General features: G+C 57.6%; 33 protein-coding genes. 5 read left to right on the top strand and 28 right to left on the bottom strand.

Annotated elements, in window-relative coordinates; all coding sequences use genetic code 11:
• Positions 1 to 5: 5 nt before the first annotated feature.
• The 26 genes from CKW18_RS30795 to CKW18_RS17765 all read right to left on the bottom strand — a co-directional run bounded on the left by CKW18_RS30795 (position 6) and on the right by CKW18_RS17765 (position 18,533).
• The gene (locus CKW18_RS30795; protein WP_256587001.1) at positions 6 to 1,622 is read right to left on the bottom strand and encodes a phage tail protein; all 1,617 of its coding nucleotides are present in this window, start codon (positions 1,620 to 1,622) and stop codon (positions 6 to 8) included.
• A complete protein-coding gene (locus CKW18_RS17645; RefSeq protein ID WP_095189973.1) occupies positions 1,615 to 2,223 on the bottom strand; it encodes a phage tail protein I in 609 nt (202 codons plus the stop codon). The genes CKW18_RS30795 and CKW18_RS17645 overlap by 8 nt, the downstream gene beginning before the upstream one ends.
• 1 nt (position 2,224) lies before the next feature.
• On the bottom strand, positions 2,225 to 3,112 hold the full coding sequence (locus CKW18_RS17650; protein ID WP_095189974.1) for a baseplate J/gp47 family protein: 888 nt from the start codon (positions 3,110 to 3,112) through the stop codon (positions 2,225 to 2,227).
• Positions 3,109 to 3,435 (bottom strand): GPW/gp25 family protein, encoded by a 327-nt coding sequence (locus CKW18_RS17655; protein WP_095189975.1) that lies wholly within the window; start codon positions 3,433 to 3,435, stop codon positions 3,109 to 3,111. Before CKW18_RS17655 ends, CKW18_RS17650 begins: the two co-directional genes overlap by 4 nt.
• A 5-nt stretch (positions 3,436 to 3,440) precedes the next feature.
• Complete coding sequence (locus CKW18_RS17660; RefSeq protein ID WP_095189976.1) at positions 3,441 to 3,692, bottom strand: hypothetical protein; 252 nt, start codon at positions 3,690 to 3,692, stop codon at positions 3,441 to 3,443.
• 56 nt (positions 3,693 to 3,748) lie between these two features.
• Entirely contained in the window at positions 3,749 to 4,333 is a 585-nt protein-coding gene (locus CKW18_RS17665) for a phage baseplate assembly protein V (RefSeq protein ID WP_095189977.1), read from the bottom strand.
• Entirely contained in the window at positions 4,330 to 4,842 is a 513-nt protein-coding gene (locus CKW18_RS17670; protein ID WP_095189978.1) for a hypothetical protein, read from the bottom strand. Before CKW18_RS17670 ends, CKW18_RS17665 begins: the two co-directional genes overlap by 4 nt.
• Positions 4,835 to 5,500, bottom strand: coding sequence for a hypothetical protein (locus tag CKW18_RS17675; RefSeq protein WP_095189979.1), 666 nt, complete (start codon positions 5,498 to 5,500; stop codon positions 4,835 to 4,837). The genes CKW18_RS17670 and CKW18_RS17675 overlap by 8 nt, the downstream gene beginning before the upstream one ends.
• Positions 5,497 to 5,817, bottom strand: a complete 321-nt coding sequence (locus tag CKW18_RS17680) for a hypothetical protein (RefSeq protein WP_095189980.1) — start codon at positions 5,815 to 5,817, stop codon at positions 5,497 to 5,499. Before CKW18_RS17680 ends, CKW18_RS17675 begins: the two co-directional genes overlap by 4 nt.
• Before the next feature lie 2 nt (positions 5,818 to 5,819).
• Positions 5,820 to 6,815, bottom strand: a complete 996-nt coding sequence (locus CKW18_RS17685; protein ID WP_073473022.1) for a major capsid protein — start codon at positions 6,813 to 6,815, stop codon at positions 5,820 to 5,822.
• Positions 6,816 to 6,877: 62 nt separating this feature from the next.
• Positions 6,878 to 7,222: a head decoration protein gene (locus CKW18_RS17690; RefSeq protein WP_064391001.1), complete on the bottom strand. Its 345-nt coding sequence runs from the start codon at positions 7,220 to 7,222 to the stop codon at positions 6,878 to 6,880.
• Entirely contained in the window at positions 7,219 to 8,373 is a 1,155-nt protein-coding gene (locus CKW18_RS17695; RefSeq protein WP_095189981.1) for a head maturation protease, ClpP-related, read from the bottom strand. The genes CKW18_RS17690 and CKW18_RS17695 overlap by 4 nt, the downstream gene beginning before the upstream one ends.
• On the bottom strand, positions 8,370 to 9,851 hold the full coding sequence (locus CKW18_RS17700) for a phage portal protein (RefSeq protein ID WP_095189982.1): 1,482 nt from the start codon (positions 9,849 to 9,851) through the stop codon (positions 8,370 to 8,372). The genes CKW18_RS17695 and CKW18_RS17700 overlap by 4 nt, the downstream gene beginning before the upstream one ends.
• Complete coding sequence (locus CKW18_RS17705; protein ID WP_095189983.1) at positions 9,851 to 10,057, bottom strand: phage head-tail joining protein; 207 nt, start codon at positions 10,055 to 10,057, stop codon at positions 9,851 to 9,853. Before CKW18_RS17705 ends, CKW18_RS17700 begins: the two co-directional genes overlap by 1 nt.
• 1 nt (position 10,058) lies before the next feature.
• A complete protein-coding gene (locus CKW18_RS17710; protein ID WP_095189984.1) occupies positions 10,059 to 12,050 on the bottom strand; it encodes a phage terminase large subunit family protein in 1,992 nt (663 codons plus the stop codon).
• Positions 12,051 to 12,054: 4 nt separating this feature from the next.
• The gene (locus tag CKW18_RS17715; RefSeq protein WP_095189985.1) at positions 12,055 to 12,624 is read right to left on the bottom strand and encodes a terminase small subunit; all 570 of its coding nucleotides are present in this window, start codon (positions 12,622 to 12,624) and stop codon (positions 12,055 to 12,057) included.
• A gap of 329 nt (positions 12,625 to 12,953) precedes the next feature.
• The gene (locus CKW18_RS17720; protein ID WP_095139908.1) at positions 12,954 to 13,298 is read right to left on the bottom strand and encodes a phage holin family protein; all 345 of its coding nucleotides are present in this window, start codon (positions 13,296 to 13,298) and stop codon (positions 12,954 to 12,956) included.
• 226 nt (positions 13,299 to 13,524) lie between these two features.
• A complete protein-coding gene (locus CKW18_RS17725; RefSeq protein ID WP_095189986.1) occupies positions 13,525 to 14,088 on the bottom strand; it encodes a hypothetical protein in 564 nt (187 codons plus the stop codon).
• A gap of 2 nt (positions 14,089 to 14,090) precedes the next feature.
• A complete protein-coding gene (locus CKW18_RS17730; RefSeq protein ID WP_095189987.1) occupies positions 14,091 to 14,405 on the bottom strand; it encodes a hypothetical protein in 315 nt (104 codons plus the stop codon).
• A gap of 2 nt (positions 14,406 to 14,407) precedes the next feature.
• Entirely contained in the window at positions 14,408 to 15,688 is a 1,281-nt protein-coding gene (locus CKW18_RS17735) for a site-specific integrase (RefSeq protein ID WP_095189988.1), read from the bottom strand.
• Positions 15,685 to 15,987: a nuclease domain-containing protein gene (locus tag CKW18_RS17740; RefSeq protein ID WP_095189989.1), complete on the bottom strand. Its 303-nt coding sequence runs from the start codon at positions 15,985 to 15,987 to the stop codon at positions 15,685 to 15,687. The genes CKW18_RS17735 and CKW18_RS17740 overlap by 4 nt, the downstream gene beginning before the upstream one ends.
• A complete protein-coding gene (locus tag CKW18_RS31075) occupies positions 15,978 to 16,187 on the bottom strand; it encodes a hypothetical protein (RefSeq protein ID WP_095189990.1) in 210 nt (69 codons plus the stop codon). Before CKW18_RS31075 ends, CKW18_RS17740 begins: the two co-directional genes overlap by 10 nt.
• Positions 16,180 to 16,851, bottom strand: a complete 672-nt coding sequence (locus CKW18_RS17750) for a replication protein P (protein ID WP_095189991.1) — start codon at positions 16,849 to 16,851, stop codon at positions 16,180 to 16,182. The genes CKW18_RS31075 and CKW18_RS17750 overlap by 8 nt, the downstream gene beginning before the upstream one ends.
• Positions 16,848 to 17,624, bottom strand: a complete 777-nt coding sequence (locus CKW18_RS17755; protein WP_095189992.1) for a helix-turn-helix domain-containing protein — start codon at positions 17,622 to 17,624, stop codon at positions 16,848 to 16,850. The genes CKW18_RS17750 and CKW18_RS17755 overlap by 4 nt, the downstream gene beginning before the upstream one ends.
• A 201-nt stretch (positions 17,625 to 17,825) precedes the next feature.
• The gene (locus CKW18_RS17760) at positions 17,826 to 18,248 is read right to left on the bottom strand and encodes a phage regulatory CII family protein (RefSeq protein WP_095189993.1); all 423 of its coding nucleotides are present in this window, start codon (positions 18,246 to 18,248) and stop codon (positions 17,826 to 17,828) included.
• 81 nt (positions 18,249 to 18,329) lie between these two features.
• A complete protein-coding gene (locus CKW18_RS17765; protein ID WP_025110113.1) occupies positions 18,330 to 18,533 on the bottom strand; it encodes a Cro/CI family transcriptional regulator in 204 nt (67 codons plus the stop codon).
• A 116-nt stretch (positions 18,534 to 18,649) separates the two neighbouring features.
• Between CKW18_RS17765 and CKW18_RS17770 the strand changes: the two genes are divergently transcribed.
• Together CKW18_RS17770 and CKW18_RS17775 are read left to right on the top strand one after the other, a co-directional pair.
• Positions 18,650 to 19,438 carry a S24 family peptidase gene (locus CKW18_RS17770; RefSeq protein WP_095190031.1) on the top strand — a complete coding sequence of 263 codons (789 nt, stop codon included), beginning with the start codon at positions 18,650 to 18,652 and terminating at the stop codon, positions 19,436 to 19,438.
• A gap of 83 nt (positions 19,439 to 19,521) precedes the next feature.
• Complete coding sequence (locus CKW18_RS17775) at positions 19,522 to 19,743, top strand: hypothetical protein (protein WP_095189994.1); 222 nt, start codon at positions 19,522 to 19,524, stop codon at positions 19,741 to 19,743.
• Positions 19,744 to 19,842: 99 nt separating this feature from the next.
• Here the strand turns inward: CKW18_RS17775 and CKW18_RS17780 are convergent, their stop codons facing one another.
• Complete coding sequence (locus CKW18_RS17780) at positions 19,843 to 21,030, bottom strand: ImmA/IrrE family metallo-endopeptidase (protein WP_095189995.1); 1,188 nt, start codon at positions 21,028 to 21,030, stop codon at positions 19,843 to 19,845.
• A complete protein-coding gene (locus CKW18_RS17785; RefSeq protein WP_141233113.1) occupies positions 21,027 to 21,803 on the bottom strand; it encodes a hypothetical protein in 777 nt (258 codons plus the stop codon). Before CKW18_RS17785 ends, CKW18_RS17780 begins: the two co-directional genes overlap by 4 nt.
• 306 nt (positions 21,804 to 22,109) lie before the next feature.
• Here CKW18_RS17785 and CKW18_RS17790 point away from each other — a divergent pair, with 306 nt between their 5' ends.
• The 3 genes from CKW18_RS17790 (at position 22,110) to CKW18_RS17800 (ending at position 25,201) form a co-directional block, all read left to right on the top strand.
• Positions 22,110 to 22,436 carry a DUF2388 domain-containing protein gene (locus tag CKW18_RS17790; protein WP_095189997.1) on the top strand — a complete coding sequence of 109 codons (327 nt, stop codon included), beginning with the start codon at positions 22,110 to 22,112 and terminating at the stop codon, positions 22,434 to 22,436.
• A gap of 470 nt (positions 22,437 to 22,906) precedes the next feature.
• Positions 22,907 to 23,176 carry a hypothetical protein gene (locus CKW18_RS17795; RefSeq protein WP_095189998.1) on the top strand — a complete coding sequence of 90 codons (270 nt, stop codon included), beginning with the start codon at positions 22,907 to 22,909 and terminating at the stop codon, positions 23,174 to 23,176.
• Between the two features lie 459 nt (positions 23,177 to 23,635).
• The gene (locus tag CKW18_RS17800; RefSeq protein WP_095190032.1) at positions 23,636 to 25,201 is read left to right on the top strand and encodes a PAS domain-containing methyl-accepting chemotaxis protein; all 1,566 of its coding nucleotides are present in this window, start codon (positions 23,636 to 23,638) and stop codon (positions 25,199 to 25,201) included.
• The last annotated feature ends 126 nt before the right edge of the window (positions 25,202 to 25,327 follow it).

Raw genomic sequence — 25,327 nt, forward strand, 5'->3', positions numbered from 1 at the left:
TGGCCTCAATTTCCGATAGCAAATATTTTACGAGCCACCCAGCCGGTAATGTGGGCATAGGTGCTAGAGCTGACACTGAGCAGTGTGAAGTTATCAATACGGCAGGTTGCGAAGCCATTACCATTATTTGACTTGCCCGTACTGCCGATCACATGCCAGCACGCATTGGGAAATGCTAGCGTCCAAGGCCCGGTTACATCCTCTGCAAACCCTTGGGAAATTTGCCCTGTATTGTTGGTCAACCACTGAATGATTATCCCGCCCAGCCATGACGGGAAGACGATATAGCCATTTTGACCTTTCAGAATCGAGAATCCCCAGCGCAGCTTCTTCGGCGTCACGATCGTAGCATCATCGGTGCCCGCATCGGTCTGCACCTGCGTGGCGATCTTCGCTGTACCCAGCTTTATTTCCGTGGCCTGCGTCGCTAGAGCCGCGAGTGCAGCAACGTCAATATTTCCCTGATTGATTGGTGCGTTCCACGCCTTAATACACCACATTACCGCCAAGTTACGGCCGCGCGTTTCGTTAGCAGTTCGCGCCACCCTGGAAGCGTCAAACGTCATATTGATCACGCCGGAGGAGGCAGTTCCGTTCGGAAGCTGTGTCCCGCCATTCGCCGTCGCAATGAAAGCGCCTAACACCGTTCCTGTAGCCGCGAGCTGTACGCCGTTGTTAGCAGCATATTGGCCGGTAATGTTCTGCAAGGCATCAAGCTGACTGCTACCAATTGCCCGATCAACATCTACACCGCGCCCATGATCCCAGCCGCGCAGAAACTCGCCGCGCGATTCCGGCAGGCGGAAATTACCGGCACCCTCGTCGCCCTTGTTAAACGCCGTGCCGAGGAACGCCGCCAGATCTGGATAGACAGCAATGCTCTTAACGCTGCCATCAAGCTCCAGAAAACCCGGCGCCACCTTGTCCAGCGGAAACGCCACTGTCGCGCCGACCGGCAAAGCCGAGGCCTGCGCAATCATCGCCTCGATTTCGGTTTTGGTGTAGGTGTCCTTAATGCCCATCCCAGCCAGCGTTTCCGGGTTATCACCCGACACGAACACGCCGCGATCGTTGACCTTGACGCGGGTGTATTGGCCTGCCGCCTTGTTCTTCGGCAGCACTTCCAGAATCGCCGCATCGACGTAGGCCCGCGAGGCCAGCACAATCGCCGGGTCAATCTTGAGCTGAATGTTGCCGGTACTGGTGACGATGAAATTCATGCGCACAATTTGCGTGCGGCCCGAGCCTTGCGACAGCAGCGGCTTGAAGCTCGGCGCGCAGTTGGCCACCGCCACCAGATCGCCGTCTGCATCGTAGAGGCCGATTTCGCGAATCCACTTACCGCCCTCATCGGCCGGAATGATTTGCTCGGCGATGATTACCGCCGGGTTGACCGGGTCGATCTTCAGTTGGTTCAGCGGCTTTCGGCGCCACTCGTTGAGCAGCTTGGTCTGACCTGCCGCCGGCACCGGGTTGGGCGGATCGGCCAGCCCGTTCGGGTTGGCATCCCCCACGCCCATTTGCGTGATCAGCCAGGGAATGCCGAGCGCGTCGGCGTTCGCCTGCTTGGCCATCCCCACGTCCGTGAGGATCGCGAAAAACTGCGAATTCGCATCAATCATAATAAACGTCCAGGGTGTCTATGGTGTGTTCGCGACCGACCACGCCGAAGCTGCCGGTGACCTCGATGTCACGCATAACGGGCGGGTAAACGTCGATTTCGTCGCCCTCGTAGAGGGACACGGCGATGTTTAAATTGCCTTGGGTTTCCAGGCTGATCGCCAGCCCGGTCAGGTGCCGGGTGACGGGCTTGGCGTCGTCGATCAGGCGCTCTAGCTCCTGATACATTTCCTCAGTGATGCCGGTATCGAGAACGCCGACCTTCAACGCGAAGGTGCCCGGCACGCCCTCCGGCACCGTCTGGAACCACTCGACAATCTCAATCAGATAGCCCAGCGGCTCGACCACCCGGCGCAGCGCGCCGATGGTGCCCTTGTGCTTGTGGATGTAATACGACGCCTTGATAGCGGCGCGCTTGGTGGCTTCAGTCCAGCGGTAATCCCAGCGATCCACCGACCACGCCCAGGCCAGATGCGGCAGCAGATGCACCGGACAGGTATCGGCGTTGTAGAGGTCGCGTAGTGGGACAATCGTTTTCTCGAAAAAACCGGCCTCCATGGCCCGTTCCAGTTGCGTGCTGTTGATCGGCAGAAAGCTCTTCATGTCAGCCCGCCATCGTCACGGTGTAGCCCACGCAGTACGCCGCCTGCTCTTTCGTCGGGGCCAGATCCACCCAGTCGGGCAACTCCACCCGGGAAACGCCGGCAACGTGCAATTGAGCGTCGACCGCAGAACGTGCGACCTCCACGCCCAGGCGCTTGCGGGGATTGATCCACGCCGCTAGCCGGGCTTTGGCTTCCGCCAAACTGGCATCCATTTCGGGGCCGGCGCCGGCCATGTGCAGAATGGCGTCAATGCGGTAATCAATGATTTCCGCACTCTTGACCGTGACCCGATCACCGACCGGACGCACGTCGTCGTCGTTTAGCTCAGCCCGCACCGTAGCCAACAACTCAGGACTGGCCACACCGCGCCCATCACCCTCAGAACTCAGCACCGTTACCGTAACGTAACAAGGCTCCGGGCTTTCGGCTGACGCATCCGCCACCAGCCCCGAAGCATTGCGCGCGTGCAGGATGTAGCTGTTACGCGGGCCGGCCGTGGTCAGGCCTTCATAGGCCAACTGGATGCGCTCGCGAAACGGGTCGTCTTCTTCCTTGACCTCGGGCACCGGTGGCACGGCTTGCAGATCCGCCGCCTGAATCACCAGGCGCTTCAAATTGACGTTGGCCCCGAGGTGATCGAGGTCGCCTCGAATGGCGTACGCCAGCAGCAGACCCTTGCCGGCGTCGTTGACCCGGGCGCGGTTTCCGACCTTGATATAGGCGCCCGTCTCCAGAACTTTGACCACCGGATCACTCTCCAACGAGGCTGTCCAGTTGTCGCCCATGTATCCGCGAAAGACCCCTAGCGTGTCTTGATAGGTGTCCTCGAAGTCGAGCGGCTCCAGCACGGTCGGCGCCGGCAACGCCGACAGATCCACGATATTCATACGGCCACCTCTAGCGTGACGCTGTCGCCCAGGTACTGACCGACGATTTTCAGATTGATTTGCCCGCCGATCACCGAAACGACGCTCACCCGATCCAGCTTCAAACGCGGCTCCCAGCGGCCCAGCGCGCGAGCGACTTCAGCCTGCACGGCGCTGATCCACCCCTTGTTAACAGGCAAGTCGATAAATCGCCGGAGCTTGCTGCCGTACTCGGGCCGGTGCCGCCGACTACCCAGCGGCGTGCCCAGAATGTCGGAAATCGACTGGCGCAAGTGAGCGATGCCGGAAATGGGTTGGCCGGTGTGGCGATCCATTCCGATCATCTATGTCACTCCAGCGGTTCCAGTTCGGGATGCGTCTTCAGGAAGCTGACCGCCTGCTCATCGGACGCCGACACCTCGACCACATGCTTCGCCACTGCCAGCGTGCGATCCGTTCCTGGGATGCACAGGGTGCGTGAGGTGTAGAGCTTGTCGCGAAACTTCAGCAGCAGATCCGGCGCTCGCAGGAGAGCGGTAGCGGGCTGTCGAGTTAATGGCAGCGATTGCTCCTCGACAGACTGGTCATTGATCTTGGCCATGTATTTTCTCCAGGTACAAAAAAGCCCGCACGCGGCGGGCTAGATGAATGTTTGGGTTAATGCTTGTGGTGGTTGTCGCTGTCGCCGGCGGCCATGATGTTGCCAGCGCTGTCGATGTTGCCCGTTACGGATAACGCGCCGTCGATATTGACAGGCCCTTTGATATTCACGGTCGCTTCAAGATCGATCGTTCCCGACTTCACCGTTACCGCGTTATCCGTAACGACGACGTCCGTGCCGCCGACCTTGATCGCCACCGTGCCACTCGGCAGGGTGATGGTGTAAGACTTCGCCTGCCAGTCGTAGACCAGCGAGCCGCCATCATCGAAACGCCAGACCTCGACATGATCGCGGTTGTCCGGTGGTGGACCGGCATTCCCGTACAGGCCCGGCACGAACGTGCCTTGCGACACGTCACCGCTGGGACTGATCAAGCTGCCCTGCTCGCCCATGGACGGTGCCCGCCAATGTCGGGCTTTGCCGGCGGCGATGCTGTGCCAACGCACCCATGCGCTGACCCAATCACTGCCATCGGACACCCGACATACCGGCGGTGAAGCGGATAGATCCACCGCGACCACGTAGCAAGCCTTGACCGCCCCCGCGATCATGCGGTCATGTTGGGCGAGCGCGTAACTCACGGCAGATCCTCGGGCCTGAATGGCCCGTCGCCAGGATCAGCTTCAAATACCAACGTTCTTGGTGGTTCATTCCGCCACGGCCATTCCTCAACGCCGAGGTAAACCTGCTGAGTCCACTCCACCAGCCACACGGTGTATCCATCCAGGTGCGGCTGCGTCCAGTCCTGCAGCGATTGCACAAACTCGGCGGGCTCAACTGCCAACCCCCACGTCTGCGCACGCAGCAGCACCGCCAACTGGGTCGCCAATTGCACGGCCTGTTGATGATGATGCGGCTTGATCGGGTCAACAATGATCCGAGCCTCGAACTTGCAAACCAACGAGGTTTCGCCGGTGCCGATATCGGTACCCGGCTCGATCTCGGCCACCTCCAGAAAAACCGCCGGCAGCAACACGCGATCCTTAATGTCTGGCCAGGCTGTGACGGCCTGCACGCCAGGCAAGTGGGTACGCAGATGCTGTTCTACCGCCCGATAAAGCTGGTCCAGGCTGAACGGTTCGTCAGACATTGCCGATCCTCTTAAGGTATTTCTGCAGCTCAAAGTTGAGTTCCTGCTTGAGAATCGCCAACAGGATCTCATCTGCCTTTTTTACCCAGCTGTCGAAATGCGGCCGGGCTTTCTCCAGCGACACCTTGGCTTTGGCCAGCGGGAAACGACTACCGTTTTCGGCGACCCAACCCGAACTCGGCCCGCGACCGGGGGACACCGTGCTGTCCGGGTAGTCGTCACTGTTGAAATGCTTGCTGGCTGTGCGGATCCAGATGTCGGGCTTATTGCCATAGACCTTCTTGAGAAAGGCACCTTCGTAACGCCGCCCCGCCACCGACACACCGCTCCCGGTCTGCCGCGCCCGGCCGATCCGGCTGGATTCGATGGTGTTCAACCCGAACCACAGTTTGCCGCTCGCGGCCGCGCCGGAAACTGGATAGCTGCGCAACCGCTGACGCACCGCTGCTACGGCAATGCGCTCTGACCGGCTGACGGCTCGGGCGATGTGCGTGCGCAACCTTCCCAACGTCTTGTTGATCGCGCGCCGATGCGCCGCAGCAGCCGCTTTCGGCACCACCTTGGCAAAGTCCTGGAACGCCTGAAAATCTGCGGCCGAGGACTGGATAGAGATCATCCCGCCCCCGGCCGAGGGTTTGAAATAGCTGCCGACGCTCATGGCCGCAACCTCAGAATCAGGGCGACCAGACCGTCGCCGCTCGGTTCAAGCTGGATCAAGTCGTAGTCACCGCCGCCATCCAGGGCAGGCAGGTCAACGCTGACCAGCATGCCCTGCTCCAGACCTTGCGAATCGCTGACACGAATCTCGAAGCGCGGCTCTCGCAAACCGGTGTTGAGCTTGCCGAACTTGGGTTGCAGCCAGGGCGCGGCAAACATGCCGAACACTGGCTCTTCGCGACCCTCGATCCGCGCCGTATCACCCAGCGTTTCGAACACCACCGCGTCGATGTCGGCGATCAGATCGCGAAAGCCCACGGTCAGAGTTCCAGCAGGATCTGAGCGCGCGGTCGAGTGCACAGGTGCAACGGGTTGGACTGAGCCTCACCGGCCATACCTTTGTTGAAGGGCAGCGGCTCAATCATGCTGTAGTACGGGATACCCTGGGTGTTGACCGTTTCCATGTAGTCGGCCGGCGCGAACACCGAGATGTACAGATCGGGCACGCCTTCGGGAACCAGCAGCGCCTTGTCGTCGTGGACAAAAGACACGCCGGCGACCTTGCCACGGTAACGTTCCCAGATGATGCCGCCGAACTCGAAGCTTTCCCGGGCGTCGCCACGCAGCGCTGCCGCTTGCTGACTGTTGAGGTAGGTCTCTTTGACCGACTTATGAACGATCAGCTTGTTCCAGAAGTTCTTGCCGCAGAAAGCGCGCGAACCGGTACTGGTCACGCTGCCCAGCGCATCCTCCTGCATGTCCAGCGCCTCACCGCACATGACGCGCAGCTCGGTATCGGCCTTAGTCAGCCCCATGGACATCTTCTGACGCTGCACACCGAAGCGCTCATAGAGATCCAGCAGTACGGTCTGGCCATCGGCGTCGAGGATCTGGCCGTTGAGTGCGCCCATGCGCTGGAACTCATGCGTTGCGTCCAACTGACGACGCGCCTTAGCCAGACGGGCATTGACCACGTCCTGCACCGCCTGCAGCTCAGTGCGAGTGCCGAAGGCGCGGATGCCTTGGATCTCATCCGCCTTGATGGTGAAACGCTCCGGCAGGTGCACGGTGTTGAACGGGATTAGGTTGCGCTTGCTGGCAGCAACCACCAGGCCAGAACCACCGCGCTCACCGGCAGGCACGAGTGCCAGGGTGTCACCGTCCTTTTCAATCTGCACGGTCAGGGTGGTAATGCCTTCCTCGCGGAACAGGCCCAGGGCGCTGATGCGGCCCGGCAGGTAGGGTTGATCATTGAGCGCAGCGGTCAGCGAGGTAACGGTAAACGCTTCGTCTTCAAAAATGGCGATATCGGCCATGGGTACTCTCCAGAAACGAAAAATCCCGCACGCGGCGGGATGCATACAAAAGAAGGATCGACTTAGCGGACGATCACGAAATGAGTGGCGAGCGCTTTCTCGGCGGCCAGATCCAGACCGGTCAGGTGCGCTTCGCTGACCTCGGCCAACCGCACCACGGCGCGACCGCGACGCACCACATCGGATTCACCGAGCGGGCCGTACAGAATGGCGACCGCGTTTTCAGTGCCGTCCTCTGCCGTCGGTTCGTACGGTGCGAATTCGCCGGAGGCGGTCACCAGTCCGAGGATTTGTCCGGGCCACAACTCTGGACCGGCCGCGACGTTGATCGCTTCACGCGAAATATTGCCGGCGCCTTCGGACAGCAGGAATTCACCCGCGTGCATCGGTTCCTGTTTGATGGTCATGCTCTTGCTCCTTTCGCGCTTTGCGCGGTTCCAGTTTGGGCCGCTTGGCGAGCAGCCCAAATCGAGTTGGGGTCAGGTTGTTTGGCCAGCACCTTGGGCGCCAGGTCGTCCGCCAGCGGCAGACTGTTGTCGATTTCAAAGCCCTTACCGCTGGTGACAATCTTGTCGAACAGACGCGCCCGCACCGCCGCCTCGTCCAGACCTGCAGCGACATACTCGGCGCTGAATTCCGGCAGCCGCGCAGCCACGCAGAGGTCGTTTACCGCCTTGGCGCGCGCCAGACCGGCTAAAACGATCTCTTCGCTTTCAAGCTGGGTTGACTTGAGCAGCGGCTCGACCAGGTTGCTGATGCCCGCCGCCGTGCAGCGCTGAGTGACCATCAATGCCAACTTGGCCGAGTCGACTACTGGCGGCACCAGCGGCGGATCGACAGGATCAAGATCAGGATCCGCTTCAGGTGGCTCTTCGAGCTGGGCCAGCAAATCAGCCGGTGCGTTCTGGAATCGTTGCAGCACCGCGCCTTGACCGAGACAGGCTTTGACCTTGACGCCGTCGCCCACTTCATCGGCCAGCCCCAAAGCCACCGCTTCGTTGGCGGTCAGCCAAGTTTCAGCATCAACCATTCGCCGCAGTTCGGCGTCATCAATGTCGGGCGCCTTGGCCTTATAGGCCGCGATGATCGCCTCCAAGGTCTGATCCAATACTTCAGCAACCCGGCGGAAGTCCTCAGCGCTACCGCCTGTATAGGTGTATGGGTTGTGAATCATCAACATGGCGTTGGCCGCGATTACTACGCGGTGTGCGCCGCACACGGCCACACTGGCGGCACTCGCTGCCAGTGCATCGATCCGGCCGGTGCAGCGTTCGCCCAGCCGCGACAGCGCGTTGTGCATGGCCAGACCGTCGAAAAGGTCACCGCCGATACTGTTGAACGCGGCGACCACCGGCGACACACCATCATCCATGGCGCGCAGATCCTGCACGAACTGATTGGCAGTGATACCCCACGCGCCGATCTCGCCATAGACGAAGACCTCGATCACTCGCTCGGCGGCCTCGCCGCTGGCATGAACGGCGTACCAGGTCTTGTCCTTAACCTCGACGCGTTTGCCGGCGCGGTTGTAAATACGCGGTTTCGCGCTCTTGCTCATGGTTGCTCCTTGTCGTCGGTGTCTTCGACGGCATCAAGGGTGTTGTAGTTGAGGCCCAATAAGGTGGCGCGTGCCAGATCAGCAGCGTTTTCCAGATCGACCGTTTCGGCGTCGTAGCCAGTGCGCAAAACCATCTCGCTGCGCGACGAAAAACCGGCTCTAACCTCCATCGCTCGTGCCTGCACGTCCTGCACCGGCTGGATGTAAGCCCAGCCTTGTGGCACCCAGCGGGTGCGCAGGTATTGGCGGCGCTTCTGTGCGTAATCGTCCAGCACCAAGACACCCGACAGCACCGCCATGTCCATCCACGCAGCCCGTACCGGGCGGCAGAGTTGATGCACGTACACGCTGAACTGCAGTTGTTCCAGGCGACGCCGAAACTCGTTGAGTACCACCCGCAGCGCTCGATCGTTGATGCCGCGCATGTCGCCGGTGAGGATCTCGTAAGGCGTGCCCGATCCCGCTGCTGCAGCCATCAATTGCTGCCGCATGAAGTCCGGGTAGTTGTTGCCCGCATCCGGCGGTTTGGAAAACTCAACCTCCTCTCCCGGCCCAAGTTCCTGCATGGTGCCGGGTTCGAGCGCGACCATGGGGGTGAAACCGTCACGGTCCAAATCCAGCAACGCGCCGGTGACCGGATCGCGTGGAGCCGGACCCGAGTCAGGCGACGGGCGCTTGATGAAACCGGCGAACAGGTTGGCCACCTCCTGACGGAACAGCACCGCGTCGTCGTAGTTGTCCAAACTGCGCAGCCGTTTGAGTACCGGCGACAATCGCGGCACACCGCGCAACTGGCCAGGCTCCACCGGTTCGAAGATGTGCAGCACCTGCGCGGCCGGGACGCGCACTAGCTGGTTGTAGCCGGCGTTCAACGAGGCCGCATCACGCGGGTGCGACAGGTACATCCAATACGCGACCCGCTTGCCGCCGGGCGTGAACTCGATGCCGGCGCGGATGACGTTGCCGTTCTTGGTGCTCTCGAATTTGTCGTGCGGCACGAACTCCGGCGCCAGAATCTGCAACTGCAGCGGAACCGCCAGGCCTTCGTCCCGACTGCGAGGACGCAAGCGAACAAAGCATTCACCCGATGTTTCCACCGTGCGCGCCACCAGCGCCTGCTGGCCGTAAAAGTCGGTGCGGTCATCCGCATCAGATTCATCAACCCAATCGCTCCACAGCTCCTGCAGCAGCTTGCGCAGGGCATCATCATCGGTCGCTGGCCGAGGGGTGATGCCGGTGCCGATCAGGTTGCTGACGCGCTTGTCGATGACGTTGAAGGCATACGGGTCATTGCGAACCGCTGCCCGGGAGCGCGACCGCAAATTGCGCAGTGCCGGGGTGTTGATGCTGTTGATCCCGTTGTCGGGAGCGTCCCAGTTAGCGGATCGGCGGCCTTCACCAGCGCCTTCGTAACTGGCCTTGATGTTGGACGGCAGCACAAAGCCGTTACGGGTCAACGTCGGAAAATGTCGGGCCATTAAAGTCCCTTGCCTCCGTGATAAAGGAGAACCACGCGCGAACGTGGCCCGGCGGCGCTGGCCAGCGACGAGCGTATTTCTTCGCGCGCCTTGAGCAGCTCATCGACCGTGCGGTATTCCACGGTACGGTCGGTGTAGCGCACAGTCTTCTCACCGCGAGCAATGGCCGCCTCAACCGCGTCGAGGTGCTTTTTCGTAAATGACATATCAGCGTCTCTTCAGGTAGCCACTGGTGGAGCTGCGGCGTTGTGGGGGAGCGGCTGCCGGACGTGATTTCACGGCTGGTTGCGCCTGTGGTGCTGCCGGTGTTTCGACTGGCCGGCTGAGCCGCTCGCTCTGAACGGGTTGGCCACTATCGCCCGAAGCCGACTGGATGACCGCCTGCCGAATCCGCGCCCAATCGTGATCCTGGTAGCGATTGATGCCGAGGTAATGGGCCATGGCCAGGTTGTAAACCAACAGGTCGAGCGCTTCGTTGCGCTCGGCCTTGCCCTTGGTCCATTCGATGCGTTTATGCCCCCTGACGTAACGGGTGACTTTGCGCTCAGCCACACACTGGGCGAAAAAGTCATCCGGCAGGTCGTTGGCAAAGTGCAGCGCTCCCGGGCCGGTGTCGAATGCATAGCGGTTGTAGATCCAGTCCTTCGCCGTGTCGGTACCGACAATCCATAGCTCGGCGCCATGCCGTTCAGTCAGGCCCTTCCATGTCACGTCGACCATCGAAGGTCGCTGCGCGATCACCGGCCGGCCCCGCTTGCTCGCCCCTTTGATGGCGAACACACTGCGCCAGCGGCGCATACGACAGAACTGATAGACCTCATCCGTATGGTTACCACCGGAGTCGACCGCAGTAGCCATGATCATCAGCTCAGCACCACAAGGGTGTCGGTAACGGGCCTTGAGTAACTCATCCAGCGCCACCCAGGTGCGCTCATCGGCAGGGTCGCCGGAGACCACTTGAAAGTCGACCACCCAGCGCTCCATGCCAGCGCCCCAACCCATCACCATCAGTTCCAGGCGGTTGGCTTGGGTGTCAACGGAAGCGGTCAACATCAATACGCCGTCGGGCATTGAGCCAAGCCCGTAGCTTTCCAGTCGCGCCCGATCCATCAGCACACCGGCAGAGGTTTGCTCCTGAGCGCTATCCCAGACCTTGGCCAGACGGGTGTTATAAAACACCTGCATCGGCTCCAGATCGCCTTTGGCCTGAGCCTTTTTAGCCTTCTCGAATTGCTTGGCCAACGACGCCCAACCCGTCCAGCCGGGCGGCGAGTACAGCGCATTCAAGTTAAAACCAATGGTTTCGCCATCGCCTTGGGTGTGTGCCCGCCACTCCCCTTTCGCCAGCATCTCGCCCTTATAGCGCTCATCGATCAGGACGTCGCAGTCGGGGCCGGCACATTGGTAATGCACAACCTGAAAGTCCGCCGAGTAATGCAAACGCTCCCATTCGAGAACCTGCATGTGGTCACAGGTTGGGCACGGCACGTAGTAGTAACGCTGATCGCTGACCTCAAACAAATCAGCGATCCGTGACGCCCCCCTGACCGTCGGCGAACTGGAAAAATAAAATTTGGCGTTACGGCCGAAAGTACTGCCGCGAGTCTCGGCCAGTTCGACCGGATCGCCCTCTTCGCCCACGTCCACACTCCAGCGATCAACCTCGTCGCCGTAGATGTAGCGTGCGGAAAGCTCCGCCAGGTTGGCCGCTGAACCGGCCGTGGTGATGTACAGCGAACCACCCTCGAACTCCTTCGTGTCCATGGTGTTGCGCGCATCCCGCGAGCGGTTGGACGCCACGCGCTCACGCAGCACCGGCGTGGCCTTGATGGTTTTACCAATCCGCGACGATACCCGCTTGGCCAACCCAAGACTGGGCAACAACGTGAGGATGTTGGACGGTGCCATATGGATCAGGCCACCGATCCAGTTCAAGGCGATCTGCGTTTTCATCAACTGCGAAGCCACCATAGTCACCACGCGTTTGCACGGGTGGGCTGGTGACAGACAGCGCATCGGCTCACGCGCATAAGGGGTACGCGAAGTGTGGTATTGACCAGGCTCGGCCGCACCCGTGTCGCGCGGGATGCGCATGTACTCGTCGGCCCACTGATCAATCCAGACATCTGGCTCTGGTCGCTGCCCACGGAAATACGCTTCGCGGTACACCGTCGCACCGTTCGACATTTCTAAGGACATAGGTTTAGCTCGGGGTAATGGCTTGTTGTAGATCTGCTGCTGACAGCCGCTCAGCATCTTCCAGTGTTTGTCGCAAAGCCGACGTCAGACGCTTTTCGATTTGCCATGGATCAGACAGCGAGGCCAGTTCCGGCGATAGCTGTGGCGCCATTCCAAGCAAAAGATCACGCAGTAAGCGACCGGCGTTATAGGCCGCATCTTCGACCGCTTTGCGCTCTACCAAGGTGCCTCGGGCTTTAAGGAAGTTGTCTTTTTCCTGAAGCGATAGGTAGTGCTCACGAAGAGCGCGTGACTTTTGAAAGTCGGGTACCTGACCAGAGGGGTCATCTACAAAGTCTGCGATGACTATTTCCAGCGGTCGCTGATCACTCCGCTTCGGGCGATTGCGTTCATGTCGAGCGGCGACGGCGGCCTTGCTCGGGTCGCTCGTCATGGCCAGAAGCTGCTCGCTGGCCTCCACATCAATCTGCCCGGCAGCATTCAGAACCAGTCGTTCATTCTTGACCAGCTTACCAACGTACTGCCGAGACCACCCCTTCAGCTCGCAGTACTCCTTGCGAGTTACAAAAGCCATGCGGCCTCCATCGTCGTGGCTTGTTAAGCCTGTCAACTAACCCGGCTTAGTTGACAAGCCTTCTGGCCATTGCACAGGGGCTGCTGTTCAAGAAATTGAACAGGCATGAAAACGCCTACAGCCCAATAGAACCGGGGGGACTCCACTAAAAAACACTGTTTGGATCATGCGAACCCTGTCGCTGAAAACACAGAATTCCTTGTCAACCTGTCAACCGCTGTCAACTAACTTTCCAGCCCTGTGGCTAACGCTTTCCCGCGGGTTTGCGACCCCGTGTCCTTCAGATATCCCTAGGGTCCCCGGCGGTTTCGGCGCACCGGATCGGTGCGTCATCCCTGTTCGCCCCCGGCAGGTGGGACCTCGCAGACGCCCAGCCGCTTGGCAGCCCATCGTTCGTACAACCCGATGGCTACGTCCGCACCGGCCATTGCCGTGAGGCATCCCAAGGCGCCCGCCGTCCAGATCGTCATACCGGCGGCGATCATCAGCATCATCGCCGACACCCCGCAGACAATGCAGGCACCGGAGCGAAGCGCGAGCCGACGTAACAACGCCCAGCCCCGCGCCCCGTCCTTGTCGGCGCGCCACATCTCTCCCGACACGCCACCGACCAAGGCCAGGACGATCACTAACCAAATCGGCATCTCTGCCAGCGCTTGCTGTTCATTTGTCATTGCTCAAAGCCCTGGTGGTGTCATTGAAAGGTTCGGCCTCAACAACATTCCCAGCTCAGAAAAGTGGGTGCGGTGGAGCCAGAAACGAAAAAGCCCCAGCAAGTGCTGAGGCTCGGAGAACTGCAGAAAGCAAAAAGCCCAGCAAGTGGCTGGGCTTTGTGTGTCGTCTCTCATAACGCGCAAGGACGACATGATGGGGCTAAATTACGATCATTCCGCCACTGCGTCAAGCGGCATCAATAAAGATTTCTTCCCGATCAAATATCTCTGTTGCGGTGATGACAGCAGCCTCTTCCAACGACTCAAGGCACTTGGCGATTCCGGTCTTCCAACGGCGGCGAGTTGACTCGGGCTTGGCCTCCGGATCCCAGGTGTTCATGTCGTAGAACTCGGCCGGCAACACGATCATATCGGTGGATCGCTTGCCATTCTGGACGCCCTTGAGCTTGGGGATAGCCCAGGCAGTGAGCGCCTTGTAGATGAATAGTTGTGGTGCTGGAGAAACCATGCGGGCAACCAAACGCCCGATGGCCGCGACTTTGTTGGCGTTGTGCGTCGAGTACTTGGCGACCAGCACATCCCACTGAGCCGGTTCAAGCTGACGATGCAGCAGCGCGTAAAGGCAGCAGTCATAGTCGAACTTGTCATGCACCGACAGCGAACTGCCGGTGCCACCCTGCCGAAGGTCAGCGTCGATCAGCTTCTGCCAAGACTGCTTAGTGCTGTTGTCGATGTTGTCGGCAGCGAGTACCCGCACCAACGTGCTCATCACGTCCTTATAAATGCCCACGTTCAGTCTCCTTTCATGGCTGAGCCGCCCGGCCCGCGAGTATTGGTTTGCTGGTACAGATCAGCCATGGTCATTGGTTCTTGCGGCAACGTCGCCAAGTGACGCTCACGGCGGATCAACATGCCAAGCTGAACCACTAAGTCTTCCACCGGCAGCGGTTCGAGCGTCTCGGCGTGTACCAGGCCAGACGCGTGACAGCCGATGCATTCGAGCTGATGAAACAGGCCCTTGATCAACCCTTTCCCGGCACAGGATGGGCAGTCAGTGAGCGGAATCTGGCGGCGCACAAAGGCGGGGCCATGAGTCTTTTTTTCCATTTTTAAACCTCGCCTATGGTTGTTTCTTCAATGGCCTTGCAGGCCTTATGGTCTGTGGCTTGCAGCGAATTACCGGAATCTTCAAATCTAAAGCCGGTCAATCCATGAATCGCTGCAAAGCCTTTCTGATCTAGATGCGCGTGCCACTGCTCGAGGGCATCACGCTTGCGGCTCATCACGTCCGACTGGATGTAAACCTTCACGTTGTGGCCCATCGCGTGGTTGATCAGCAGCTCACCAATCAGGTGATCGATGCCAAGGTCTGCCCAACCGGTGCGCGCCACCTTGCGCAGGTCGTGGCTGGTCCAATCGCCCTGCCCCAGTCGACGAAACACTGCGCAGCCCTGAGCCTCGCCCAGCGCCTTGCCATTACGTGCCGGGAACAGGCACTGGCCGTCATAGCCTCGAGCGTATTGGCCTTCTCGATACCGGGTCAGCAGCGTGCATACTTGCTCGGTCAGAGGCAGGTGATGCTCAACACCGGTTTTCGTGTTCTCGGCCGGGATGAACCATTCGCGTTCAGCTAGGCTGATGTGCGACCAGCGCGCCATCCGGGTTTCACCGATCCGCGTGCCATGGCAGAGCATCATCAGTGCGAGCATCGAATCCAGCGGCGCGGTGCTCATGACTTCGGCCAGTTGCCCGAGCAGACCTTCCAACTGAACGCCGCGCAGACGGGACGGCTTGATGCCGACCTTTGCCTTAGAGAAGTCGTTGAACCGAATCGCTGCCATCGGGTTGGACGTGATCATCCCCAGCTTGGCCGCTTGCCGGAATGACAAGGCCAACAGCTGAAACGCGGAACGCACGTAGTCGATGGAAACCGTCTCCTGCAGCGGCCACATCAGCAGGGTGTCGAGAGCGGCCTTGTCGATGCCGATCAGGGGCAGCTCGCCGAGGCGCGGTTTCAGGTGGCACTTGATGATCGAGGCGCCGGTGTTTTTGCGTTTGGTCGACAGATTGCGATCGCGCGACATACGATCAGCGAACCAGTCCAGCAGTTCGCCAACAGCGTTCCACTTCGACAGGCTCGCGCCCTCCCCGGCGGCCAAACGCAGCCGAAGCGACGGCAGCGCCGCTACAACCTGTTTGTGAGTCAGCTCGGGGAACGTGCCGATGGGATTCCACTTGCCCTTCAACACCAGGTACCACGAGCCACCGGTTCGAGCCTTGTTGAAGCGCAGGTACAGGCCCTTATTCTCGATGTCGCGTACGTCCTGTACGGTGCCGGCCACTTGGCGCTTGATCTCAGCTTCGGTGATCTTCACCGCGGCGGTACTCATGCGGCCCCCTTCACGGTGAGAATTCCAGCCCTGATCAGGGCTTCGTGGGTTTCGGCGATGGCGCGCGGCACGTCCTGCCAGTCGATCTCGCCGGGGGCGCGGCCGTCGATCACGTCGTGGCAAGCGCTGCACGCGTACACCGCCACGGTGTCAAAGCCTTTCATGCCCATGCCCTTCTGCCCGCAAGGCAGATGCGCGAGGACGGTGGTTTCTGGATTGTGATTACAGATGCCTGGCATCCGGACGGTGCACTCTTGGCCATTGGCCGAGGCGCGAAGCTTCTTCGAGCTCACTCGCATGAAGGCTTCCCCCTCACGACGTCAACGACCTCATAGGTCCCCGGCCACATCCACGAGCCATAACGCTTGGCCATGGCCTCGTCGGCAAACAGCGCCAGCGCGTGATCAGGTGGCGAACTCAAATCGACCTTGAACGAGCAGCAGAACACTGCGAAGCGATATGTATCGATTTCGGGTACAGCAAGGCGACGGTCACACACGTTCTGCCCTCCCCGCACGCATCGCGCGCAAGTTGGCCAAAGCGGTGTTACCCACTTCAGGGTTGCGATCAGGCTTAGGCGCAGCAAGTTCAGCAATAGGGATAGAGCCTAGGGGTTCACCCTTCCAGATCTTCCTGCACTGGGCCAAGTAGTGACGCTCGAAGCTCGCCAAACCAAGTTCACGCGAGAGCAATGGCAGGCCATGAAAACCAGCGGCCGCAGTAGCGTGGTAGACCGCAGCGTGCATCCACTTGGCCGAATCACGCATAGCGGGATGGCAGTTGCGAAGACCTTGGGCGTACGCCTTTTCGACGCTCGGCAATCCCAGCCCTTCAGGGGCAAAGCACCAGCTAACGAAAACGCCAGGCGCCGGAACAAATGCCGACTTACTCGCACTCAGGACGCGCATGCCGTGGTCTATTTGCTCCATCCGGTTGATCCCGGAGCGCATGAACTCGCCGAGCCATTCAAGCTTCGAGGCGTTCATCACGGCCTCAGTCGGCCAAGACTGGCGCCATGCGCCACAGGCACCGCGAAGACGCAGGAACAAATCGTCGATGACAGCTTTGGTCGATGGATCAACCTCGGCCACTACTGGGTTGGACGCCGGCTTGTAGGTAGGGTCGGTTCGCCGTTCGGCAATAAGATCGCGTGCAGATTTCATACCCGAACCCCCTTGGCAGTCCAGTCACCGGTCGCATCCATCTCTTCCTCAATGTCGCCGGACTTCACTGCGCGATCACGCTTGATCCACTTGGCAAGGCGGTGGCACCAGCCGGCGGCGTTGTCACGGGTATCGGGTTTGGCGATGAAGAAACCTTTGAACGAGTTAATCAACTCATCGGTAGCCGACGAGATCGGCAAGCACATCAGGCGAAGCTGGTCTTCCAACTGTTTAGCGCTGAACTCCCAGTCGGCAAACATCGAAAAGCGCTGGCGAGGATCTTCGAGAGCATCGAGAGCTTGTCGATCCTGATCATCGACCACGCCAGAAAACTCGCGCTGCAGCTGCTGTTCGGTTACCTGATGGTTAATTGACGTATTGGGTGCAGCCGCTGCACCCCGTTCTGTCGTAGATTGCACCCCGTTCTGTTGTGGATTGCACCCCGTGCCGTCATTTGCACCCCGTTCCGAACGGGGTGCAGCATTTGCACCCCGCAATATTTGAAGGTCGTAAACGACTGGGCGTCGGTCATGGCGATCAATGTGAACAGCAGCAATCGCCTGATTGCCCTGCTTGATCAGTCCCGACTTCTCCAAGTCATCTAACTTGTAACGCACGGTGCGCTCGGATAGACCGGTGTCCTGAGCCAGGGTGGAAGCTGACGGAAACGCGCCAGCGCCGTTCGATCCGGCATAGTTGGCCAAGCACAGCAGGACGTGCCGTGCGCTAGCATCCTTGAGAACTTGCGTGGGCAAAGACAGCGCCCATGACATTGCTTGAACGCTCACAGCGAGGCTCCGATATTCAATTCGGCAGAACGAGATGACGTGTGTTGCGACACGCTTTGCGAACTCTGAAAACGTGTCGCGACATTGTTCTGGGTATTGCTAGAATTTGGCTGGCTCTGCATAATCGGGCCTCTCTAGTTTTGCGAATCAGCCGACCTTCTCCGTCGGCTTTTTTGTGCCCAGGATTCAGGCGGCCTTCACCGAGGCATCCATCACGTCTAGGCTCTGCCGAACGTGATTGATCTCTTGGCGGATCAAGTTTTTCTCGAAAGAACTGACGTGGTTGTCATCCAGCGCTTGGTGAACTGCGATGGTCAGATCGGCGACCTCTTTGCCGACATTGATCAGCGACTTGGTGAGCGCTTGTGGCGCGGGCGCGGTTTTCGTAACGAGGTCGAAACCAAACTCGTTCGCCAGTGCAGCCAGAGGCCGCATGTCGCCGGTGTGCAGCAGAATCCCGAACAGATGCTCCACGGTCAGGTGGTGTGCATCGTTGTCTGGATTGGCGCGCTGAAGCAGGCCAACGTGAGGAACGCCCATCTTTGCAGCAAGGGTCTTGGCTTCGTTGTCCAGGACAGCGCTCTGGCAAGCCCGCAGAAAATCTTCCATTCGTAAAACCTCAAATTTATTTCCGTGGCGCGCTGCCATTGCGTGGGAGAGTATTTGTTCAGGCAGTCAGCAACGAACGTTTCAAGCTGCTGTGCGTTTGGGCCGCGCAGGGATCGGGCGAATCTCGTTCGCCTCAATGCGCCCGTCGTCATAAAGGGTGATTTCAATGCTTCTGCCGGCTCGAACCATTTGCGAGATCGCGCTCTGGTTCACGCCAAGAGCAGCAGCAAGCGCGGCTTGAGTGCCGTGCTCTTCTAGGTATTTGCTCAAAGGGATCTTTTTCATGGAATTTCCACGGCTTGGTATCTGCCATGGATAGTAGCAGCGCTGCTTTTTATCAGCAACAAAATAATAGCAGCGCTATTTGCTTGGGTATCAGCTCTGCTAATACTCTTGTCCGTATGAAAATACGCCGCCCCCTTACCCCCGAAGAAGTCGCTGAGAGCGCCAGGCTCAAGGCCATCTACGAACAGCGGAAATCAGCTGCAAAAGCTGCCGGCCGCAGCCTGACGCAGGCGGATGTTGCCGAGGCGTGCGGATGGTCTGGGCAAAGTGCATTCAGCCAATACGCCACCGGCAAGGTCCCGCTGAATGTGGAAGCGCTATTGAAGCTCGCGAAGGCGTTGAATTTCGACGCACAAGACGTCAGCTCCCGGCTGATGTCCACGGTTGCCACTGTCCAGCAAGAGCGCATCCATCCCAGCGTAAAACTTGGGACTATCGAGACCTGGGACGACGAAACCCCGCTCGATGATGACGAGGTCTATGTCCCTTTCCTTCAGGAAGTTGAGCTGGCGGCTGGGTCTGGAAGGTTTGCTATTCAGGAAAGCGATACCTCTCGGCTGCGCTTCTTTAAGAAAGACCTGCGTCATAACGGTGTACAGTTCAGTAACGCGAAGTGCGTCAGGGTTGGCGGGAACAGCATGATGCCTGTGCTGCGCGACGGAGCCACCGTTGGCGTAAACGTGGGGAAAAACTCACTGAGCGACATCGTCGACGGCGAGATGTACGCCATCAACCAAAACGGTCAGCTTCGCGTGAAGCAGGTGTACCGAATCCCGATCGGAATTCGCCTACGCAGCTTCAACCGTGATGAGCATCCTGACGAGGACTACACGTTCCAGCAGATCCAGGAGCAGCAGATCTCGATTCTGGGACACGTTTTTTGGTGGGCCATGTACTCACGCTGAAGGTCGGAGGCTGAGGACAAGCTGGCTGGCAATGCGAACGAAATAATGACCGGCCGAGTAAAACGGGACACGGACAAACATAGATGACCTCGTTCAGAAATCTGGGCTTCTGGGGAAAGCTATGGGCCTTTGCTTGGACAGTGTTCTTGGTGCTGACCGCCTGCGAATCAGGCGTTAGCTGGATGGGTGGAGGCTCGCCAGGCCGCAAGCGCGTTTTCAGTCTTGGCTTTCTGGTGTTTTGCATTTTCGTGGCTGTGGTTGAGTTGATACTGCTCAACCATTTCTACGGTGTGGAGACGAGGTGAGCGCGAGAAGGATTGAGCGAAGATGTTAGACCGAGCGCTGATTTGTTAGCACTCATTAAAGGCTGGAGTGCGTTGCGCCCTCCAGCCCTGAGAAAAAACTTATCCTTTCTTTTTAAACTCGACCACATTAGAGCCTGAGTCATCTTGAAGGCTCTTAAGCTTCGGAAGTGGGTTACTAATTATCTTAGGATGAAACGCTAGGAAACCGTCAGCGAGTCCGCAAAGCTGCTCAACATCCTTCACAGGCATCATCAAATCTCGAACTATCGACACCTTTGTTTTAATATTAGCATCTAAAATGGCTTTTATTGCCCTCGGCATTAGCCGAACGCTCTCTAGAGCAGAATCATTGTCGAGCGGTTCGCCCTTCATCCACCCGCGAGCGGAGTAGCTTTTCCTAAGCCTTAACGCCTCCTGCTCACCGATTAGCAGCGACTTCTCAGCTCGGTAAATGATCGCAGCTACAGAGACATTCCATCGCCGCTTCAATGAAAGCAAATTCTCCAGAGATGGATATCTTGGAAGCTCAATAGACAGGAGCTCCTCAGGCAGCAATAGACAACTGGCAAAATAGTTTGCCTGCTGTTCAATCTCTTTGAGATGTAAAATGTCAAATGTCTTTATATTTTTGTGAAGAACTACATGACCGATCTCATGTGCAAGGTCGAATCTAGAGCGGTAATAGTTACCCTTATCACTAGAAAGTAAAATAAAAGGTCTTTTCTGAGACTCGTCCCACTGAGACAGACCGTCCATTTTTGTGTTGCCTTGATGGACGTGTGCACAGATTATCCCAGCACCTTCTGCTGCCATGGACAGGTCAGCTATCGGGCCGAGTCCAAGCCCCCACATCTCCCTGCACTTTAAAGCAGTTCTTGCTATCTCGGGAAAGTCTAGTTCTCGGTGATCGGTAACCTCGCAGCTAGGTAAATTCAATTCTGGCCAGTCGAGCCAAGTAGACAAATACCCAGCAATCTCTTGGAGCCAATCCATCTTCGTTCCAGCTTTCCCGCGCAGATCGCTGCTCGTACTCGCTAATGTTCTATAAAAAACTGGCGATAACGGCTTACTTGAGATTGGACGAGTAAACCAAGCAACCGGAAAACCAAGCACAAAAGAAATACTTTCAAGAGCCTCTGACTCGGGAGCGCTCTCTCCTTTCTCCCATCGCGAAATAGAAGAAGACGATTTACCGATACGCTCGCTCAACTCAAGCCTGGTCAATGAAGCCAGTACTCGCGCCTGAGTGAGGCGAGCAGGAACAAAACCAGAAACGCCGACTCTCATGACTTATCTCTGGATTCCGATGCTTCGATTTCGCTAATTACTTCTTTCAATCGAATAACCGCCTTATCTGTCAGTACGACCGGGCCTTCTACCGCAGGCAGGTCTGAGTACTTTGTCAAAACTTTCGAGCATGGCTGAAGATAGTGCCATCCCGAAAGATCGCTGTATGGAACTCCGACTTGAAGATCAATCATCCGGTCCTGATCGAGGTTCTGCTTAGGATTTACGTTAACCAAGAGCAAGCCAAGCGTGCTTGAGGGAAGCATGTGAACAGTTGGTGAAAACAAATCATGCGTGACACCCTCAAGCCTTGCGTTCAATGCAGCAATCAGCGCTCGATGCTTCGCCCCCCGAGGCAGCGAGCTACCTTGATTCACGCCAATTCGACCAAGCTGAAGAGGTCCAGACCTTAATACAACGTAATTCTCTCCCGAGTGATCTGCCTTCAAATCTAACACTTCGAGCCCGGACGACTCGGCAATGCTCCGCATGGTCGAGCTCAGTTTATAGTGGCGAGCCTGCGGCAGTGCCCTCAAAAGTTCATGTTTATGAAGCTGCAAACGCACGGTCATGGTGTCGTACGCCATACCATATGCCGCATGCAGATCATCCAATGCTCTGACCCAAAAATCTCTTGGGAAATGAGCTACCAGTAGGCTTTCAACCTCTTCCTGAATATCAACTTTGGTCATATTTTGATCAATTCCCGCAATCTGGATTTTCTTCGTTTTTTCACCGTTAACCGATAATAGCATGCCCCAGACGTGCAGCAAGTCGGCACCCCAGCCTTTCCGATCAATAGCAATGCTTCCGGCCTGGTGCCGGGCTTTTTCATGCCTGCCCTTCCCACCTACGTACCGCCCTCAAGCCCCTCGACCGAGTGCGCATAGAAGGCTGTTGCATCCTCCACCAGTTCACGCCAATCGCCACTTTCGATGACAGCGGCATACTCGCAAGCACGCGCCAGCGTCGCTAGGCAGTAACAGATTCCACCTTGCACTCGATTACTGGTTTCTCGAATGCGCACCACTCTGCTATCGTTGGGCCATCACCGCTTGGCAGCACGGACGCAATTGCGAATGGATTCACTGAAGACTCTGGGTATGACTTTACTGGCATTGGCCAGCGCTCCAGCCGTGGCGCACGAGAATAATGATCCCGTCGAAAAGGCGATGTTTATTACGACAATTGTTCCTACCCTTATCGTTGGCGGAACCACTGCACTTACGGTCTACGGTCCGGCGAATATGAAATCGGCAAAGGCTGACGCGCTCTCCTTCATCGGCTCAGATGGCGAGATCCGCGGCGCTCAATTTGAGCAAGCGTCTCGATACTACCGCTCGACGTACGGCCCGCCTTTGATGACTGACATGCAGCTCGCCCAGGCAATCGCTTCGACTTTTTGAAACCGGTGCCGGAAAAGTGCACCTGGCGCTGAATCGCATCACCACTCGATTGGTTTTTTGAACACACAGCTGTGCGATGATAAGTTCGTGGCTCGAGGTGTTTTGATGGTTGTCTGTCATGCGCTAACCCTTCCTTTTGGGAGGAAGGCTAGGGAAGATGTGCTCGGCTATTCCTAATAGACGCTCGTGGTTAGCGCTCCTCCCAATTCGACATATGCCAGGTCCGATTGCCTTTTTTACAAGACGCCGTCCTGACATCTTCGCTGCAATCGCCTTGACCTCCCTCCCTCTTCACCTACACTCCCCGGCACCGGCAGTAAGCTCGTATCGGTGTTTCGTGGGCAATCATCTCAATGCAGTCAGGGATGCACGGAAAACTATTTAGGAAATGGATTCCGGAAACCATTGAATAAACGGGGCGTACTCCGAAAAGCCAAACGAGTAGGAATTTAAATAGGGAGATTTAATTCATGACAGCTCAAGAACATCTTGTTGGTGGATGGACCCCTTACCACAAACTGACTCCCAAGGATCAGGAAGTCTTCAAAGAAGCTCTGGAGGGCTTCGTGGGTGTTGGCTACACGCCTGAAGAAGTTTCTACTCAGGTCGTAAATGGCACCAACTACCGTTACAAGTCAAAAGCTACGCTCCCAGGCTCGTCAGGCAGCTGGCAGGCAATCGTAGAGATTTACGCGCCTATCAACGGTAAGCCTCACATCACTCAAATCCACAGAATCTAACAATGTAATAAACTTCGGGTCCTTACATTCGTAAGGCCCGAAGCCTGAGCTCCCGCCCGCCAACCATCCTTTGCGTTAACAAATATCGTGTTAGCTTATCGATTCGATGCCCTTGATTGCCCTCCTCTAGCATTATCTCCGCCGGCCCCAGCAGTCCGTCACACTACTGCTCAACGCCCACACGGATTTCGGTCTCTTCACGTAATTTGAACCGGGCGGCCGGCGCATACCGTTTTCGATCGTCACTTGTGGCGGATACCTGGTGATTTGCCAATTTCACCTAGGCAACGGAGGTCTTTTCCCGATCAAAATCAAAAGCATATCTACGGTAGAAACTTGGATCCAAAATACCGAACGAATTAAATGCAACTCATTGTTATTAAAAGATTTTTTCTAAAATACGCTCACCTTATTTCCGCTTTGGCCGATGACTTCCTAAGGAACCATGGAGTCATCGGAATGAGAAACAATCAGCCCGTAACACAGCGTGAGATTTCACTCGCACCTCAGCAAAAGCTCATCTCGACGACAGATGCTCGAGGAGTCATTACGTACTGCAATGACGCCTTTGTAGAGATCAGCGGTTTTGATAAAGCCGATCTAATTGGTGCTCCTCAAAATATCGTCCGTCATCCTGACGTCCCCCCTGCTGTCTTTGCCCATATGTGGACTGCCCTTAAGCAAGGCAGGCCATGGATGGGCATCGTTAAGAACCGCTCCAGAAATGGAGATCATTACTGGGTCAACGCCTACGTCACCCCAATATTTGAAGGCTGCCAGGTGGTGGGCTTTGAATCAGTCAGAGTGAAACCAACTACTGATCAGATACGCCGCGCTGAATCCCTATATAAGCGCATCAGTCAGGGAAAGTCGGCAATCCCTCTTCAGGACCGCTGGCTACCCGCTCTAACGAAATGCCTGCCGTATATAGCCATTGGTTTGGCAGGCTCCTCATTCGGTTTGTTCCTCAGCGCACCTATAGCTACAGCCATGGCTATAGGCACAGCATTGCCGATCGGGTTGCTCTCTTCGCGCTGGCAGACTCGAGGAACTCTGCGGCTCTTGCAGATGGCCGAACCCTCCACCTCCGACGCATTGATCGCTCAGATGTACAGCGATGCAAGCGGGCCAGAAGCCCGTTTGGAGACAGCCTTCGTCAGTCAGACTTCGCGCCTGAAAACTTGTCTGACACGCCTGCAAGACACGGCCGAACAACTCAGTACGCTGGCGGAGCAATCCGACGTGCTTGCCGCGGTCAGCTCGAAAGGCCTGGATCGCCAGCGTGTAGAAACAGAGCAAGTCTCTGCCGCGGTCAATCAGATGGCTGCAACCACCCAGGAAGTTGCCAGCCACGTCCAGAGGACGGCTGATGCTACCCAACAAGCCAACCAGCTGACCAGTCGAGGTCGTGATGTGGCTCGGGATACCCGTGAGGCTATCGAGCGGCTCTCTGCTGTTGTTGGCGAAACAAGCCTGACGGTCGCACAGTTGGCCAAGGACAGTAGCGAAATAGGCACAGTCGTCGACGTAATCAAAGGCATCGCCGATCAAACCAATCTATTGGCGCTGAATGCCGCAATCGAGGCTGCGCGCGCTGGCGACATGGGCCGAGGCTTCGCGGTAGTAGCTGATGAGGTTCGCCAATTAGCCCAGCGCACTTCGCAATCGACTACTCAGATCCATGATCTGATAACCAAGCTACAGACTTCGTCCAACAACGCGGTACAAACAATGGAAAGCGGTCACCGCCAAGCCCAAGAAGGCGTTTCTTGGGTACTTGAGGCGGACAAAGCCTTGGTGGGTATCAGCGAGGCGGTCTCCAATATCACGGACATGACCACGCAGATTGCTGCTGCCACGGAAGAGCAAAGCGCCGTGGCCGAGGAAATCAGTCGCAACATCACAACGATCGCCCACTTAGCCGACCAAACTTCCGGGCAAGCACACGAATCGGCAAACCTAAACAAGGAGTTGACCAAGACAGCGTCTACGCAGTATTCGTTGGTTGAGCGCTTTAACCGTTAGCTGAACAATTTCCGCAAGAAACCCGCCCAGTGCGGGTTTTTTTACGCGCGCAGAAAATATTATTAGCAGCGCTATTTACTTTAAAAAGCAGCACTGCTACTTTTATTCCCCAAGCCGGACAACAAC

Source organism: Pseudomonas sp. Irchel 3E19 (assembly GCF_900187585.1).
Taxonomy (GTDB): domain Bacteria; phylum Pseudomonadota; class Gammaproteobacteria; order Pseudomonadales; family Pseudomonadaceae; genus Aquipseudomonas; species Aquipseudomonas baetica.

Coding starts and splice junctions, on each gene's coding strand:
- CKW18_RS30795 (WP_256587001.1), bottom strand. CDS start 1,622: ATGATTGATGCGAATTCGCAGTTTTTCGCGATCCTCACGGACGTGGGG.
- CKW18_RS17645 (WP_095189973.1), bottom strand. CDS start 2,223: ATGAAGAGCTTTCTGCCGATCAACAGCACGCAACTGGAACGGGCCATG.
- CKW18_RS17650 (WP_095189974.1), bottom strand. CDS start 3,112: ATGAATATCGTGGATCTGTCGGCGTTGCCGGCGCCGACCGTGCTGGAG.
- CKW18_RS17655 (WP_095189975.1), bottom strand. CDS start 3,435: ATGATCGGAATGGATCGCCACACCGGCCAACCCATTTCCGGCATCGCT.
- CKW18_RS17660 (WP_095189976.1), bottom strand. CDS start 3,692: ATGGCCAAGATCAATGACCAGTCTGTCGAGGAGCAATCGCTGCCATTA.
- CKW18_RS17670 (WP_095189978.1), bottom strand. CDS start 4,842: ATGTCTGACGAACCGTTCAGCCTGGACCAGCTTTATCGGGCGGTAGAA.
- CKW18_RS17675 (WP_095189979.1), bottom strand. CDS start 5,500: ATGAGCGTCGGCAGCTATTTCAAACCCTCGGCCGGGGGCGGGATGATC.
- CKW18_RS17685 (WP_073473022.1), bottom strand. CDS start 6,815: ATGGCCGATATCGCCATTTTTGAAGACGAAGCGTTTACCGTTACCTCG.
- CKW18_RS17690 (WP_064391001.1), bottom strand. CDS start 7,222: ATGACCATCAAACAGGAACCGATGCACGCGGGTGAATTCCTGCTGTCC.
- CKW18_RS17695 (WP_095189981.1), bottom strand. CDS start 8,373: ATGAGCAAGAGCGCGAAACCGCGTATTTACAACCGCGCCGGCAAACGC.
- CKW18_RS17700 (WP_095189982.1), bottom strand. CDS start 9,851: ATGGCCCGACATTTTCCGACGTTGACCCGTAACGGCTTTGTGCTGCCG.
- CKW18_RS17705 (WP_095189983.1), bottom strand. CDS start 10,057: ATGTCATTTACGAAAAAGCACCTCGACGCGGTTGAGGCGGCCATTGCT.
- CKW18_RS17710 (WP_095189984.1), bottom strand. CDS start 12,050: ATGTCCTTAGAAATGTCGAACGGTGCGACGGTGTACCGCGAAGCGTAT.
- CKW18_RS17715 (WP_095189985.1), bottom strand. CDS start 12,624: ATGGCTTTTGTAACTCGCAAGGAGTACTGCGAGCTGAAGGGGTGGTCT.
- CKW18_RS17720 (WP_095139908.1), bottom strand. CDS start 13,298: ATGACAAATGAACAGCAAGCGCTGGCAGAGATGCCGATTTGGTTAGTG.
- CKW18_RS17730 (WP_095189987.1), bottom strand. CDS start 14,405: ATGGAAAAAAAGACTCATGGCCCCGCCTTTGTGCGCCGCCAGATTCCG.
- CKW18_RS17735 (WP_095189988.1), bottom strand. CDS start 15,688: ATGAGTACCGCCGCGGTGAAGATCACCGAAGCTGAGATCAAGCGCCAA.
- CKW18_RS17740 (WP_095189989.1), bottom strand. CDS start 15,987: ATGCGAGTGAGCTCGAAGAAGCTTCGCGCCTCGGCCAATGGCCAAGAG.
- CKW18_RS17750 (WP_095189991.1), bottom strand. CDS start 16,851: ATGAAATCTGCACGCGATCTTATTGCCGAACGGCGAACCGACCCTACC.
- CKW18_RS17755 (WP_095189992.1), bottom strand. CDS start 17,624: ATGTCATGGGCGCTGTCTTTGCCCACGCAAGTTCTCAAGGATGCTAGC.
- CKW18_RS17760 (WP_095189993.1), bottom strand. CDS start 18,248: ATGGAAGATTTTCTGCGGGCTTGCCAGAGCGCTGTCCTGGACAACGAA.
- CKW18_RS17765 (WP_025110113.1), bottom strand. CDS start 18,533: ATGAAAAAGATCCCTTTGAGCAAATACCTAGAAGAGCACGGCACTCAA.
- CKW18_RS17770 (WP_095190031.1), top strand. CDS start 18,650: ATGAAAATACGCCGCCCCCTTACCCCCGAAGAAGTCGCTGAGAGCGCC.
- CKW18_RS17775 (WP_095189994.1), top strand. CDS start 19,522: ATGACCTCGTTCAGAAATCTGGGCTTCTGGGGAAAGCTATGGGCCTTT.
- CKW18_RS17780 (WP_095189995.1), bottom strand. CDS start 21,030: ATGAGAGTCGGCGTTTCTGGTTTTGTTCCTGCTCGCCTCACTCAGGCG.
- CKW18_RS17790 (WP_095189997.1), top strand. CDS start 22,110: ATGGATTCACTGAAGACTCTGGGTATGACTTTACTGGCATTGGCCAGC.
- CKW18_RS17795 (WP_095189998.1), top strand. CDS start 22,907: ATGACAGCTCAAGAACATCTTGTTGGTGGATGGACCCCTTACCACAAA.
- CKW18_RS17800 (WP_095190032.1), top strand. CDS start 23,636: ATGAGAAACAATCAGCCCGTAACACAGCGTGAGATTTCACTCGCACCT.